Source organism: Streptococcus pseudopneumoniae (assembly GCF_001076775.1).
Taxonomy (GTDB): domain Bacteria; phylum Bacillota; class Bacilli; order Lactobacillales; family Streptococcaceae; genus Streptococcus; species Streptococcus pseudopneumoniae_G.
Window position 1 is genome coordinate 169,236 of record NZ_JVGV01000007.1, and the last position, 14,541, is coordinate 183,776.

The following is a 14,541-nucleotide window of genomic DNA, read 5'->3' on the forward strand; positions in this document are numbered from 1 at the left end:
ATGTCTATTACAACCTTGCTCACCCTCTTGGTGTCTTCTATGCTGATTTACTCAGCACCTCTCATCTTTACAAGTATTGGTGGTGTTTTCTCTGAACGTGGTGGTGTGGTAAACGTCGGTCTTGAAGGAATTATGGTTATGGGTGCCTTTTCTGGAGTTGTCTTTAACCTTGAATTTGCAGAACAATTTGGAGCAGCAACTCCATGGCTATCTTTGCTTGTGGCAGGATTAGTTGGTGGTCTCTTCTCTATCATCCACGCAGCAGCGACGGTTCATTTCCGTGCAGACCATGTTGTCAGCGGTACGGTATTGAACTTGATGGCGCCAGCCTTGGCTGTTTTCTTAGTGAAAGTCCTTTATAACAAAGGACAAACCGACAACCTAAGTCAGACTTTTGGACGCTTTGATTTCCCAGTCTTGGCAAATATCCCAGTGATTGGTGATATCTTCTTCAAGTCAACTAGTTTACTTGGTTATCTGGCCATTGCCTTCTCATTCTTTGCTTGGTTTATCCTTTTCAAGACCCGATTTGGTCTTCGTCTCCGCTCTGTTGGTGAACACCCTCAAGCAGCGGATACTTTGGGAATCAATGTCTACAAGATGAGATATCTAGGAGTTATCATTTCAGGTTTCTTAGGTGGAATTGGCGGAGCGATTTATGCTCAATCCATCTCAGTTAACTTCTCAGTGACAACTATTGTTGGACCTGGATTTATCGCTCTTGCTGCGATGATTTTCGGAAAATGGAATCCAATCGGAGCCATGCTTTCTAGTTTATTCTTTGGGCTTTCACAAAGTTTGGCTGTTATCGGTTCTCAATTGCCGTTCCTACAAGGAGTGCCTGCGGTTTATCTTCAAATCGCACCTTATGTTTTGACAATTCTTGTCTTGGCAGCCTTCTTTGGAAAAGCAGTCGCACCAAAAGCAGATGGTATCAACTATATCAAATCAAAATAAGCATACAAAAAACGTCAGTTCAGAATGAACTGGCGTTTTATTTTTTAGGATGTTGATTGGTTAGGTTCAATCCCCAAGGGACTAAATTTTCAGTCTTGTTTTTGATACGAGCGACATTATCCTTATGACGAATGATAATCAAACTAGCAAGTGCTAGGATAATAGCAATGAAGAGAGGGTCATAGTGACTCAAGATAAAACCAAAAAGTGGAAAGAGTAAAACTCCAATGACAGCCGCGATAGATGCTGTGACACTAGATAGTGAAATCATACTACCAAGATAGAGGGTTCCAAAGAAAACAACTGCAAGGTAGAGACAGAAGACAGGTGCAAATCCGAAAACGACTCCAGCACTGGTTGCGACAGCCTTACCTCCCTTAAATCCTGCAAAGATAGGGAAGGTATGACCAATAACAGCCAAAAGTCCAAAGATGAGAGGCGAAACGCCTTGAAGATGAAAAATAATTGGAAGAAGCGTTGCTAGAGTTCCTTTGAAAAAGTCAATCACAAAGGTCGTCATACCAGCTTTCTTACCTAAAATGCGGAAAGTATTGGTTGTTCCAGTATTTCCAGAACCGTGTTCACGCAGATTTGTCTGAAAGAATACTTGTCCAATCCAGAGACCAGACGGAATCGAACCCAGCAGATAAGCTAGGATTAATAAAACTATTGTAATCATACTCCTATTATATCATGAAATGGAGAAGAAAGGCAGAGAATCTCTTCTGAAATTGTCACACCGGAGAAAGAAAAATTTTGCAAAATCCTTGGAAAACCTGTAGAATAGTAAAGATGAACGAATAGGAGGTTCCTTGTGTCAAAAAAGGAAATCAATATTAACAATTATAATGATGATGCCATTCAGGTGCTAGAAGGGTTGGATGCGGTCCGAAAACGTCCAGGGATGTATATCGGATCGACCGATGGCGCTGGGCTCCACCACCTAGTCTGGGAAATCGTCGATAATGCTGTCGATGAAGCCTTGTCTGGATTTGGTGACCGTATTGATGTGACCATTAATAAAGACGGCAGTTTAACGGTTCAAGACCACGGACGTGGGATGCCGACTGGAATGCACGCGATGGGAATCCCAACAGTTGAGGTTATCTTTACCATTCTTCACGCCGGAGGGAAATTCGGTCAGGGTGGCTACAAGACATCTGGTGGTCTCCACGGGGTGGGTTCTTCCGTTGTTAACGCTCTTTCAAGTTGGCTGGAAGTTGAAATTACCCGTGATGGGGCAATCTATAAGCAACGTTTTGAAAATGGTGGAAAACCTGTCACGACTCTGAAGAAAATCGGTACAGCACCCAAGTCCAAGACAGGTACCAAAGTGACCTTCATGCCTGATGCGACGATCTTTTCTACAATCGATTTCAAGTACAATACCATTTCAGAACGCCTCAATGAGTCAGCCTTTCTCTTGAAAAATGTGACCTTGTCTCTAACGGATAAACGCACAGATGAGTCTGTTGAGTTTCACTATGAAAATGGGGTACAGGACTTTGTTTCTTATCTGAACGAAGACAAGGAAACCTTGACGCCAGTTCTATACTTTGAAGGGGAAGACAATGGTTTCCAAGTGGAAGTGGCCCTCCAGTACAATGATGGATTTTCAGATAACATCTTGTCCTTCGTCAATAACGTTCGCACCAAGGACGGTGGAACGCACGAGACAGGTCTCAAGTCTGCTATCACCAAGGTTATGAATGACTATGCGCGTAAGACGGGGCTTCTCAAGGAAAAAGATAAAAACCTTGAAGGGTCAGACTATCGTGAAGGACTAGCGGCCGTTCTTTCTATCTTGGTTCCGGAAGAACATTTGCAGTTTGAAGGACAGACCAAGGATAAGCTAGGAAGCCCTCTTGCTCGTCCTGTTGTGGATGGAATTGTGGCTGATAAGTTGACCTTTTTCCTTATGGAAAATGGGGAATTGGCTTCTAACCTCATCCGCAAGGCTATCAAGGCGCGTGATGCTCGTGAAGCGGCACGTAAGGCGCGTGATGAGAGCCGAAATGGGAAGAAAAATAAAAAAGATAAGGGCTTGTTGTCTGGGAAATTGACCCCAGCCCAGTCTAAGAATCCAGCTAAGAATGAACTCTATCTAGTCGAGGGGGATTCTGCCGGAGGTTCTGCCAAACAAGGCCGTGACCGCAAGTTCCAGGCAATCTTGCCTCTTCGTGGTAAGGTTATCAATACAGCTAAAGCCAAGATGGCGGATATCCTCAAAAATGAAGAAATCAATACCATGATTTATACCATTGGTGCGGGTGTTGGAGCAGACTTCTCCCTTGAAGATGCCAACTATGACAAGATCATTATCATGACCGATGCGGACACCGACGGTGCCCACATTCAGACTTTACTCTTGACATTTTTCTACCGCTACATGCGTCCGCTAGTTGAGGCAGGACATGTTTATATCGCCCTCCCGCCTCTTTACAAGATGTCCAAAGGTAAAGGCAAGAAAGAAGAAGTGGCCTACGCATGGACAGACGGAGAACTTGAAGAACTCCGCAAGCAGCTCGGTAAAGGCGCTACCCTCCAACGCTATAAAGGTCTCGGTGAGATGAATGCGGACCAGCTCTGGGAAACAACCATGAATCCAGAAACTCGAACTCTCATTCGTGTCACGATTGAAGATCTAGCACGCGCCGAACGCCGCGTCAATGTCCTCATGGGAGATAAGGTCGAACCACGTCGTAAATGGATTGAAGATAATGTCAAGTTTACGCTGGAGGAGAGTGGGGAGATGGTGTTTTGATGAAATTGAAGGTATAGGTTATGGGAGTTTTTAGAATGGGAAAAAATAAAAACAAGAAGAAAAAAGGTGTAGGAAGAATTATCAAGCTATTTAGAAATTACGGATATATTTCTACGGATAGTTTTGGTCAAGAAGGTGAGGAGCTTCCATTTCAGTTTACTCCTGAGATGATAAAAGAAATCAACGGTATTGAGTACATTGAATATAGTAAAGAGGTAGAGTTTAATATAAAAAAGGGAGTAAGTCTTAGAGATAAGATAATTAGAGAAGCTGGTGACTTAAAGTTTGATTCTCGAAATTTAATTCAGGAAAAGCGTGTGGAATCAAAGTCCTATTTGGAACAAGTAAAAGAAAAATTTGATTTGTTTAATATTCAACTACCATCAAAAATTCAAATGGAGAACGAAATCAGAGAGTTTGAGTCTATAGTTGATCAGTTTACTGCTTCCGAGTTAAAAAAACTTTATGATTCTATTTTGATAGATGATGAGGCTATTTTATATGAATATTTGAAAAAAATAGGATTTCAACCCTATATGTTAGATTATATTGTTAATGGTCTTTTTATTGAAAAAACTTTGGGTAATTTTAAAAAAATCGATGTAAAACACATTGTTAAAATTGACGATATTGACAAAGTATTTAGGGAAAAGATGTTAAGATGGATATTAGGGATTGAAAATTCATACAAAAGTTTATTAAGTAGATTAGCTACTCAGAGAGAAGGTGGAGATGAAATTGCTACTAGAGTTGTTAGATACTGGAAAAATTCTACAGACGATGTTAAGAAAGGACAATATAAGAGAGCCCAAAACAGATTTAAGTATCTAAGTTACTCAGATAAATTTGATTATATTAATTCCGATATAATTCCATTAGAAGATTTAATGGACCAAATGGATTTGAGTACTTTAGAATCTTTGCTTGTTAAGTTTGATGATTTTTCAAAAGAAAGTATTTCTACAGGGGGACGTTTATTAACTCCTTTTGTCAAAGATATTGTTTTACATAAAACAGTACTTTCAGATTTAAGAATTATAAGAAATGCAGCGGCACATGGAAGGTTTGTGATTCCAACTATAGTAAATCCTGATTATAATCCTAACTGGGATTTGGAATTTGATAACCCTCTTGAAAGAACTAAAATTAAAGATTGGTTTATATTTGGTTATTTAAAACAGGTACTGATGTCCCAAGGATTTGACGAGTCTGTGTCAGTAGGGAGTGCACAAAACATTTTTGGTAATCCCTACAGAAAAGCTTGGTTTGAACTTAATTTTATTTATCATCGATTCATTAGTCTTTTTGATGAGAAAATGTATAATGATTTCAAAAACGAATCGAATTATTTCTTAGATTATGGCAGTGATTATGATAGGAATGAACAAGAAAAAGATGTCAATCCCATTTTAAAAGATATTGGAGACTTAACAATGTTTGAGTCAGATGCACTTCTTCAGTATTATCCTCCAGCATATAAAATAATAGCAAATGAAGCATCACTTGCAGAGAAAACGGCAATCCTCCATTTTTATGAAACAGGACTGGATTTGCAGAGGTATTTTTGATTTTTACTATTTTAAAACACTATCCCAAACGAATAATCACCTTCCCAGTTCTAAAACAAGAAATTTCACATGAAGAATTTCTTTTCTAACAGTAAATGGAATCACGAGTTTAACTGTACGCAATTTAGAAAACAACGAATTCTTCCAACTTCTATCTGAGAGCAAGGATGAGTTGGGGGCTTTTACAAAAGATAATAAGTCTGAGCAGGTTTATGCAACGAAGCTTGGGGATATGGAGAAACTTCTTGAGACCTTGCAAGCTGGTTTGCACCGTTCCAAGGCCAGTCAAACGGTTTCTAGTTTGGAAGCGTCTGATCGTGAGCGTGATGATGCGCTTTCTACCTTGACTGGTTTGGTCAAGGCCTTCTCTCGTATGAAGGAGGCAAGTAGCAAGGAAGCTTACGACAAACTCAGCAAACTTTTCAAAAATTATGCTGGGCTAACGAGTATGAGCTACGAAAAAGAGACAGAAGCTATTAACCATTTGCTAAAGGAGCTAAAAGATACTGACTACCAAACTGCCCTTTCAATCCTTCATTTGACAACTCATGTAGAAACCTTGACAAAGGCGCAGGCTCAGTTTGAAAAAGCCTATAAGGAGCGCTTGGCTGAGCAAAAAGGCAAGGCACCTAGTCAAAATAAGGAAGTCCGTGCGAAACTGCAAGAAATCTATGACTTCCTTGTGGATTTTACTGCAATAAACGCCTATGCTTATCCAGATAAAAAGCAGTATGCCGATCTCCGTGACCATCTCAACGCTATTCGCAGTCAATATAAAAAACGCAAGCCAGCTAAGAACGCAAGCCAGCTAAGAAGGTGAGGGAAGAAGCGACGGAGAGCAACTAGAATATAACTAAATTTGAGTTGAAAAATTATTAGTGGTCGCATCGGATTTGAAAGGAGTAGAAAATGATAATCAGACCTGCAATCACAAAAGATTGTCAAGCTATTTATTCCCTTTATCAAAATGAAAAATGGATTTCTTTTACAGAGGAAAAAGTGGCATCATTATTTTCAACAAATCTGTCCCATTACTTGGTAGTTGAAGAGAACCAGAAAATCCTTGGTTTTGTCCGCTACTTGACAGATGAAGTCATGACGACCTTTTTAGCTGAAATAATTATTGATAAATCCCACCGCAGAAAAGGACTGGGACAGCAGCTGATTGAGGAGATTCACAAAAAATATCCTTTGACACGGATTGAATTAATATCTGAAGCAGATGGATTTTATCGGTCAATAAGTTTTAAGCCTGTTGGTACAGGGTTTAGAAAATCTGAATGAAAGGAGACAGACAATGACGCTTGACAACAAACTGGGTCTGACAGATTCGCTTGAACTAGCCAAGATGGTTATGAGACGGAGGCTGCCCAAGCCTGTCTAGACTTCGCTTTCCAGCAAGCTGGCTTGTCAGAAGTTTACTCTTTTACATCCTTGTACAATCTCCCTTCGCAAAAAGTCATGCAAAAGCTAGGCATGGAATTTGTCAAAGAATTTGATAATGAAAAAGTTCCAGCAGTCAGTCCTCTTTATAGACATATCCTTTACAGAATCAAGAGTTTTCACTAAAAAGGCAGGTATTCCCATGAGAACTGAAACAGAAATGATGAATCTGATTTTACAAATAGCTGAAAGTTTAAAAGTCGATGCTGTTGCTTTATCGGGTTCTAGAACAAATGATCATGCTCCGAAAGATGAATTTCAAGACTATGACGTGGTCTATGTCGTGGATGATTTAGATAATTTGACGAGTGACCTTTCCTGGCTAGACCAGTTTGGCAAACGCATTATTGAGCAAGAGGTTGCTCTTGACCATCGTCGTCTAAATCTTATGCTTTTTGAAGACGGCAACCGTATCGATTTGACTCTTTGCCCAAAAGAGCACATCAAAGAGTGGGTGGATAGTGAGGCAGGATTCACTGTTTTAGAAGATCCAGAACATTTATTTGAACCCTATTCTCAAAATCTAGAGCGTTACTGGACAAGCCCAGCTACTGAAACGAATTTTGTAAAATCCTGCAATGAATTTTGGTGGGTGTCAGCCTACGTGGTCAAAGGGATATGCCGTAAGCAAGTCATACATGCGACTGACCACCTCTACGGTATTTGTCAGCAAGAACTATTGAAAATCTTAGCTTGGCAGGTAGCAAGTGATAGAGGTGTTGTCGACATTGGTAAAAATTACAAGTATCTCTTCAACTACTTGCCAATTGAGAAGGAGAAGGAATTCTCTGCTCTTCTTGATTTCTCAAGTTTAGACAAAATCACTCAGTCTTTATTTGCTACCATGCAACTTTTCCATCAAGAAGCTCAAAGTCTTGCTCAAAAGATGGGATTTAAGTATGGAAAAGAAGTGGCTGAGAAGATGATTCAGTATGCTGAGGAGAGACTCGAAAAAAATGAAACATTTACAAAATAATAAGATAACAAAATTTTTACTGATTAGTTTTCTCATTTCTTGGGGATTTGGTTGGGGATTGCTCGCTTTTCTGACGCAAATGAACCTCTTAAGTCTAACAAGTCCACTAGGAGTTTTTCTCCATTTACTAGGAGGTTTCGGTCCTACCATTGCAGCAATTTCTTGTTTGCCTCAAAAATCCATTAAAAGCATAGTCTCTTTTATCTTAGGGGACTCAAAGAAATATATTTTGTTATTTCTTTTACTAATTTTCGTGCAAACAGGTGTCATTGCTTTCTCATCTAAGGAGCTTAATCCGGCTTTTCCACTAGGAAATTTGTTTGTTGTTTTTTTGAGTGCAGTCTGTGTTTATGGTGGCGAAGAAGAATTGGGATGGCGAGGCATCTTGCAACCAACTTTGGAAACTAGATTCTCCTTTTGGATTTCCGGTTTGATAACAGGTTGTATTTGGGCAATATGGCATATACCTTTATGGTTTGTGATTGGAAGTTCCCAAAGTGGTATGCCTTTTATATTATTCAGTCTATTTGCAATTTATCTCAGTATTCTTCTAGCAGCTGTTTTCAAAAAGACTAAGTCGGTCCTTTTTTGCGCCATTTTTCACGGCCTAATTAATACCCTACTTAGCTTATTTGTTATTAAAATTAATCTTTTATTCATTCTAGGATTAGTAGGATTGCTCTTCTTTTCTTACTACCTACAAAGAAACAGTTAAATTTATAAAATATAGATTTACTTTACAATAAAACACTAAAAAGAGAATTATTATGTCTAACATTCAAAATATGTCCCTAGAAGACATCATGGGAGAGCGCTTTGGTCGCTACTCCAAGTACATTATTCAAGACCGGGCCTTGCCAGATATTCGTGATGGCTTGAAGCCGGTTCAGCGTCGTATTCTTTATTCTATGAATAAGGATGGCAATACTTTTGACAAGAGTTACCGCAAGTCGGCCAAGTCTGTTGGGAATATCATGGGGAATTTCCACCCGCACGGTGACAGTTCTATCTATGATGCCATGGTTCGTATGTCACAGGACTGGAAAAATCGTGAGATTCTAGTTGAAATGCACGGTAATAACGGTTCTATGGACGGTGATCCGCCTGCGGCTATGCGTTATACTGAGGCGCGTTTGTCTGAGATTGCAGGCTATCTTCTTCAGGATATCGATAAAAAGACCGTTCCTTTTGCTTGGAACTTTGATGATACCGAGAAAGAACCTACTGTCTTACCAGCAGCCTTTCCCAACCTTTTAGTCAATGGTTCGACTGGGATTTCGGCTGGTTATGCCACAGACATTCCTCCACATAATTTGGCTGAGGTCATTGATGCTGCAGTTTACATGATTGACCACCCAACGGCCAAAGTTGAAAAACTCATGGAATTCTTGCCTGGTCCAGACTTCCCGACTGGAGGGATTATTCAGGGGCGTGATGAAATCAAGAAGGCCTATGAAACTGGGAAGGGGCGCGTGGTTGTTCGTTCCAAGACTGAGATTGAAAAGCTAAAAGGTGGTAAGGAACAAATCGTTATTACTGAGATTCCCTATGAGATTAATAAGGCCAATCTAGTCAAGAAAATCGATGATGTTCGTGTCAATAACAAGGTGGCTGGGATTGCTGAGGTTCGTGATGAGTCTGACCGTGATGGTCTACGTATTGCTATTGAGCTAAAAAAAGATGCCAATACGGAGCTTGTTCTTAATTATCTTTTCAAATACACAGACCTGCAAATCAACTACAACTTTAACATGGTGGCGATTGACAATTTCACACCTTGTCAGGTCGGTATTGTCCCAATCTTGTCTAGCTATATTGCCCACCGTCGTGAAGTGATTTTGGCGCGTTCCCGCTTTGACAAGGAAAAGGCTGAGAAACGTCTCCATATCGTCGAAGGTTTGATTCGCGTCATCTCCATCTTGGACGAGGTCATTGCGCTTATCCGTGCTTCTGAGAATAAGGCTGACGCTAAGGAAAATCTTAAGGTCAGCTATGATTTTACGGAAGAACAGGCTGAGGCTATCGTTACCTTGCAACTGTACCGTTTGACCAATACAGACGTAGTTGTCTTGCAAGAAGAAGAAGCAGAACTTCGTGAAAAGATTGCCATGCTTACGGCTATTATCGGGGATGAGCGGACTATGTACAATCTCATGAAGAAAGAACTTCGTGAGGTTAAGAAGAGGTTTGCGACTCCGCGTTTGAGTTCTCTAGAAGACACTGCGAAAGCAATTGAGATTGATACAGCTAGTCTGATCGCTGAGGAAGATACCTACGTCAGCGTGACCAAGGCAGGTTATATCAAGCGTACCAGCCCACGTTCCTTTGCGGCTTCCACTCTGGAAGAAATTGGCAAACGTGATGATGATCGTCTGATTTTTGTACAAGCTGTCAAGACAACCCAGCATCTCTTGATATTCACGACTCTTGGAAATGTCATTTATCGACCAATCCATGAATTGGCAGACATTCGTTGGAAGGATATCGGTGAGCATCTGAGCCAAACCATTACAAACTTTGAAACGAACGAAGAAATCCTCTATGTGGAAGTCGTGGATCAGTTTGATGATGCGACAACCTACTTTGCTGCGACTCGTCTCGGTCAAATCAAGCGTGTAGAACGCAAAGAATTCTCTCCATGGCGGACCTATAAATCTAAGTCTGTCAAGTATGCTAAGCTCAAAGACGAGACAGACCAGATTGTAGCAGTGGCTCCGATTAAATTAGATGATGTTGTCTTGGTTAGTCAAAACGGTTATGCCCTGCGCTTTAACATAGAAGAGGTTCCGGTTGTTGGAGCTAAGGCTGCAGGTGTCAAGGCTATGAACCTGAAAGAAGATGATGTCCTCCAATCGGCTTTTATCTGTAATACCTCGTCCTTCTACCTCTTGACTCAGCGTGGAAGCTTGAAACGTGTTTCTATTGAGGAAATTCCAGCAACCAGCCGCGCTAAAAGAGGACTACAAGTCTTGCGTGAGTTGAAAAACAAACCGCATCGTGTCTTCTTAGCAGGAGCAGTTGTAGAGAAAGGCTTTATTGGTGACCTCTTTAGTACAGAAGTGGACGAGAACGATCAAACTCTGATTGTTCAATCTAACAAAGGTACAATCTATGAAAGTCGACTACAAGACTTGAACCTGTCAGAACGCACTAGCAACGGAAGCTTTATATCAGACACCATTTCTGATGAAGAAGTTTTTGACGCTTATCTTAAAGAAGTATTTACAGAAGCCAAATAAGTGAAATGAAGAATCAGTTCTCAGAGCTGGTTCTTTTTATTGAAGAAATTTTCTGAAAATTACAAAATATACTTGCTATTTTATAAAAATAGTGTAGAATAAAAGAAATAGGTTTTTAGAATAAGGAGTGGAATATGACAGTAACGATTGATTGGGAAAACCTTGGTTTCTCCTATATGAAATTACCTTATCGCTATATTGCTCATTTTAAAAATGGACAATGGAATCAAGGAGAGCTTACAGAGGATGCAACTTTGCATATTTCAGAGTCTTCTCCAAGTCTTCACTATGGACAACAAGCATTTGAAGGTTTGAAAGCTTATCGTACTAAGGATGGCAGTGTTCAACTGTTCCGTCCTGATGAAAATGCCAAACGTCTGCAACGTACATGTGACCGTCTCTTGATGCCGCAAGTTCCGACAGAAATGTTTGTAGAAGCTTGTAAGGCAGTTGTTCGTGCGAATGAAGAATATGTACCTCCATACGGAACAGGTGGAACCTTATATCTTCGCCCTCTTTTGATTGGTGTCGGAGATATTATTGGGGTTAAACCGGCAGAAGAGTACATTTTCACCATCTTTGCTATGCCAGTTGGAAATTACTTTAAAGGTGGTTTGGTTCCAACCAACTTCTTGATTCAGGATGAATACGACCGTGCCGCTCCAAATGGTACAGGTGCGGCTAAGGTTGGTGGAAACTATGCTGCTAGTCTCTTGCCAGGGAAATTGGCCAAGTCCCGTCATTTCTCAGATGTTATCTATCTAGACCCATCGACACATACAAAGATTGAAGAAGTCGGATCAGCTAACTTCTTTGGAATTACAGCTGATAATGAATTTGTAACACCGTTGAGTCCATCTATCTTGCCATCTATTACCAAGTATTCTTTGCTTTATTTGGCAGAACATCGCTTGGGCTTAACTCCTATTGAGGGGGATGTCCCAATTGATAAGCTTGATCGTTTTGTAGAGGCAGGTGCTTGTGGTACAGCAGCGGTTATATCTCCAATTGGAGGTATTCAACATGGTGATGACTTCCATGTATTCTATAGCGAAACAGAAGTAGGTCCTGTGACTCGTAAATTATATGATGAATTGACTGGTATTCAGTTCGGCGATATTGAAGCGCCAGAAGGTTGGATTGTAAAAGTAGATTAAAATTAACTAAAGGAGATTTTTTATGAAATCGAAAAAGTGGCTCTTAACAGCAGGAGTAGTCCTGAGCACAACAGCTCTATTAGTGGCTTGTGGAAAAGCTGATAAAGAAGCAGATGCACCGACAACATTTTCATATGTCTATGCAGTAGATCCTGCATCTTTGGACTATAGTATAGCGACTCGTACATCTACAACAGATGTCATCGGGAACGTGGTGGATGGTCTGATGGAAAACGACCAATACGGAAATGTTATCCCTTCCTTGGCTGAAGATTGGTCTGTGTCAAAAGACGGTTTGACTTATACCTATAAACTTCGTAAAGGAGTTAAATGGTACACTTCAGAAGGTGAAGAATACGCAGAAGTAACAGCCCATGACTTTGTAACAGGACTAAAACACGTAGCTGACGGCAAGTCAGACGGTGTCTCTCTCATCCAAAATTCAATCAAGGGCTTGGATGCCTACATGACTGGTGAGACCAATGATTTCTCTACAGTTGGTGTCAAGGCCTTGGACGATTACACAGTTGAATATACCCTAAACAAACCAGAAAGCTTCTGGAACTCTAAAGTCACCACAGCAACGATGTTGCCTGTAAATGAAGAATTTTTGAAGGCATCGGGTAAAGATTATGGAGCAGTTACTCCAGCAGGAATTCTCTACAATGGTCCTTATATCTTGAAGACCTTGACGTCTAAATCGTTGATCGAATATGAGAAAAATCCAAATTACTGGGATAAAGAAAAGGTAAAAATCGAAAAGATTAAATTGACTTACTACGATGGTTCTGATCAGGAATCGTTGATTCGTAGCTTCTCTTCAGGTGCCTATACGACAGCCCGTCTCTTCCCAAGTAGCTCAAACTTTGCTTCAACTTTGGAACAATACGGAGATAAAATCACTTATAGCCCACAGGACTCAAGTAGTTATTACTTCACCTTTAACGTAAATCGTCAGTCATATAATAAAACTGCGAAAACAAGTGAAGAACAAAAGACTTCTACAAAAGAAGCTATGCTTAATAAGGACTTCCGTCAGGCTATCAACTTTGCCTTCAACCGCCATTCTTATGCTGCCCAGCTAAATGGTGAAGACGGTGCGGACAAGATTATTCGTAACAGTCTCGTTCCAGATAACTTTGTGCAAGCAGGTGGTAAAAACTTTGGTCAAATAGCTCAAGCAGAGTTGGTGAACTATGGTGACCAATGGAAAGGTGTTGAGCTAGTTGACGGTAAGGATTCTATCTACAACCCTGACAAGGCTAAAGTTGCGTTTGAAAAAGCTAAGAAAGACTTGGAATCTAAAGGGGTAACCTTCCCAATTCACTTGGATGTCCCAGTTGAACAAACAGATACCATCGCCGTTCAACAAAGCAACTCTTTCAAACAGTCTATCGAATCAACTCTTGGTGCTGAAAATGTTGTCATCGACGTTCTTCAAATGACAGATAATGAAAAGGAAACAATCACTTCTCAAGCGCGTGTTCCTTCTCAAAAAGACTATGATTTGAACAGTACAGGATGGGCTCCAAGCTATCAAGACCCAGCATCTTACTTGAATATCATGGATCCTAAATCAGGTTCTGCTATGAAACACCTTGGTATTACTAAAGGGAAAGATAAGGATGTTGTAGCTAAACTTGGTTTGGACCAATATAAGAAATTATTGGATGATGCCGATTCAGAAACTACGAATCTTGAAGAGCGCTATGAAAAATATGCTAAGGCTCAAGCTTGGTTGACAGATAGTTCATTATTGATGCCGACAGCCTCATCTGGTGGTTCTCCAGTTGTAAGTAATGTAGTGCCATTCTCAAAACCATACTCACAAGTTGGTATTAAGGGTGACCCATATATCTTTAAAGGAATGAAATTGCAAAAAGATATCGTTACGACAAAAGAATATGAAGAAGCACTGAAAAAATGGCAAAAAGAAAAATTGGAATCAAATGGTAAGTACCAAAAAGAACTAGAAAAACACATTAAATAAAGCGGAGAACTCTATATCAGACAAGCCTGATGTAGAGTTTTTTCTTGCTAGTTTTAGGATTTTCTTGTAAAATAGAAAAAGTGAAGAGAGGTATGAAATGAGTAAGAAAGATAAAAAAATTGAAATTCAAGTAGCAGATGCCAAGGTTAATGTAGGAAAAGACAGTTTTGAAGGTTATACCTTGACCATTGGTAAAAAAGTTATCGGAGAAATTGCCGAATTAGATGGACAATTTGCCATCATAAAGAATGGGAATGTCGATAGTTTTTATAAAAAATTGGAAAAAGCTGTGGAAATTTTGATTGAAAATTATAATTTAGCAAAATAAGTCTTGTTTTTTTGAAATTTTCATGATATAATAGTCAATGTTGATTGTAGGAGAGATAGCGAAGAGGCTAAACGCGGCGGACTGTAAATCCGCTCCTTCGGGTTCGGGGGTTCGAATCC

The 14,541-nt window shown here is 40.1% G+C and carries 12 protein-coding genes and 1 pseudogene; 12 read left to right on the plus strand and 1 reads right to left on the minus strand.

Annotation, left to right across the window (positions count from 1 at the left end; genetic code table 11):
- Window positions 1-957, plus strand: coding sequence for an ABC transporter permease (locus tag ADJ60_RS01790; protein ID WP_049543031.1), 957 nt, complete (start codon window positions 1-3; stop codon window positions 955-957).
- Window positions 958-994: 37 nt separating this feature from the next.
- On the opposite strand, the gene plsY is transcribed toward ADJ60_RS01790, so the two are convergent.
- Window positions 995-1,636: a glycerol-3-phosphate 1-O-acyltransferase PlsY gene (plsY, locus tag ADJ60_RS01795; RefSeq protein WP_020902935.1), complete on the minus strand. Its 642-nt coding sequence runs from the start codon at window positions 1,634-1,636 to the stop codon at window positions 995-997.
- A gap of 135 nt (window positions 1,637-1,771) precedes the next feature.
- Between plsY and parE the strand changes: the two genes are divergently transcribed.
- From parE to ADJ60_RS01845, 11 genes and pseudogenes are all read left to right on the plus strand, one after another.
- The gene (gene parE / locus ADJ60_RS01800; protein WP_049543034.1) at window positions 1,772-3,721 is read left to right on the plus strand and encodes a DNA topoisomerase IV subunit B; all 1,950 of its coding nucleotides are present in this window, start codon (window positions 1,772-1,774) and stop codon (window positions 3,719-3,721) included.
- Between the two features lie 35 nt (window positions 3,722-3,756).
- Window positions 3,757-5,289 carry an Abi family protein gene (locus ADJ60_RS01805; protein ID WP_049543059.1) on the plus strand — a complete coding sequence of 511 codons (1,533 nt, stop codon included), beginning with the start codon at window positions 3,757-3,759 and terminating at the stop codon, window positions 5,287-5,289.
- A gap of 76 nt (window positions 5,290-5,365) precedes the next feature.
- Window positions 5,366-6,109 (plus strand): DUF6261 family protein, encoded by a 744-nt coding sequence (locus ADJ60_RS11585; RefSeq protein WP_049543036.1) that lies wholly within the window; start codon window positions 5,366-5,368, stop codon window positions 6,107-6,109.
- Between the two features lie 89 nt (window positions 6,110-6,198).
- Window positions 6,199-6,573 (plus strand): GNAT family N-acetyltransferase, encoded by a 375-nt coding sequence (locus ADJ60_RS01815; RefSeq protein ID WP_049543039.1) that lies wholly within the window; start codon window positions 6,199-6,201, stop codon window positions 6,571-6,573.
- A gap of 66 nt (window positions 6,574-6,639) precedes the next feature.
- Window positions 6,640-6,858: pseudogene (locus ADJ60_RS10940) on the plus strand (GNAT family N-acetyltransferase); the annotation flags it as partial.
- Between the two features lie 16 nt (window positions 6,859-6,874).
- The gene (locus ADJ60_RS01820) at window positions 6,875-7,708 is read left to right on the plus strand and encodes an aminoglycoside 6-adenylyltransferase (protein ID WP_049543062.1); all 834 of its coding nucleotides are present in this window, start codon (window positions 6,875-6,877) and stop codon (window positions 7,706-7,708) included.
- Entirely contained in the window at window positions 7,689-8,423 is a 735-nt protein-coding gene (locus tag ADJ60_RS01825; protein ID WP_049543041.1) for a CPBP family intramembrane glutamic endopeptidase, read from the plus strand. Before ADJ60_RS01820 ends, ADJ60_RS01825 begins: the two co-directional genes overlap by 20 nt.
- 52 nt (window positions 8,424-8,475) lie before the next feature.
- Entirely contained in the window at window positions 8,476-10,947 is a 2,472-nt protein-coding gene (parC, locus tag ADJ60_RS01830) for a DNA topoisomerase IV subunit A (RefSeq protein ID WP_080983311.1), read from the plus strand.
- A 134-nt stretch (window positions 10,948-11,081) separates the two neighbouring features.
- Entirely contained in the window at window positions 11,082-12,104 is a 1,023-nt protein-coding gene (locus tag ADJ60_RS01835) for a branched-chain amino acid aminotransferase (RefSeq protein ID WP_000219005.1), read from the plus strand.
- Window positions 12,105-12,126: 22 nt separating this feature from the next.
- Entirely contained in the window at window positions 12,127-14,094 is a 1,968-nt protein-coding gene (locus ADJ60_RS01840) for a peptide ABC transporter substrate-binding protein (RefSeq protein WP_049543043.1), read from the plus strand.
- A gap of 97 nt (window positions 14,095-14,191) precedes the next feature.
- Window positions 14,192-14,422, plus strand: coding sequence for a DUF2969 domain-containing protein (locus ADJ60_RS01845; RefSeq protein WP_000037113.1), 231 nt, complete (start codon window positions 14,192-14,194; stop codon window positions 14,420-14,422).
- The last annotated feature ends 119 nt before the right edge of the window (window positions 14,423-14,541 follow it).

Bases quoted from the DNA above. Each gene is read 5' to 3' on its own strand.
- ADJ60_RS01820 (WP_049543062.1), top strand. From the start codon at position 6,875: ATGAGAACTGAAACAGAAATGATGAATCTGATTTTACAAATAGCTGAA.
- ADJ60_RS01790 (WP_049543031.1), top strand. From the start codon at position 1: ATGTCTATTACAACCTTGCTCACCCTCTTGGTGTCTTCTATGCTGATT.
- ADJ60_RS01840 (WP_049543043.1), top strand. From the start codon at position 12,127: ATGAAATCGAAAAAGTGGCTCTTAACAGCAGGAGTAGTCCTGAGCACA.
- plsY (WP_020902935.1), bottom strand. From the start codon at position 1,636: ATGATTACAATAGTTTTATTAATCCTAGCTTATCTGCTGGGTTCGATT.
- ADJ60_RS01825 (WP_049543041.1), top strand. From the start codon at position 7,689: ATGAAACATTTACAAAATAATAAGATAACAAAATTTTTACTGATTAGT.
- ADJ60_RS01805 (WP_049543059.1), top strand. From the start codon at position 3,757: ATGGGAAAAAATAAAAACAAGAAGAAAAAAGGTGTAGGAAGAATTATC.
- parC (WP_080983311.1), top strand. From the start codon at position 8,476: ATGTCTAACATTCAAAATATGTCCCTAGAAGACATCATGGGAGAGCGC.
- ADJ60_RS01815 (WP_049543039.1), top strand. From the start codon at position 6,199: ATGATAATCAGACCTGCAATCACAAAAGATTGTCAAGCTATTTATTCC.
- ADJ60_RS01835 (WP_000219005.1), top strand. From the start codon at position 11,082: ATGACAGTAACGATTGATTGGGAAAACCTTGGTTTCTCCTATATGAAA.
- ADJ60_RS01845 (WP_000037113.1), top strand. From the start codon at position 14,192: ATGAGTAAGAAAGATAAAAAAATTGAAATTCAAGTAGCAGATGCCAAG.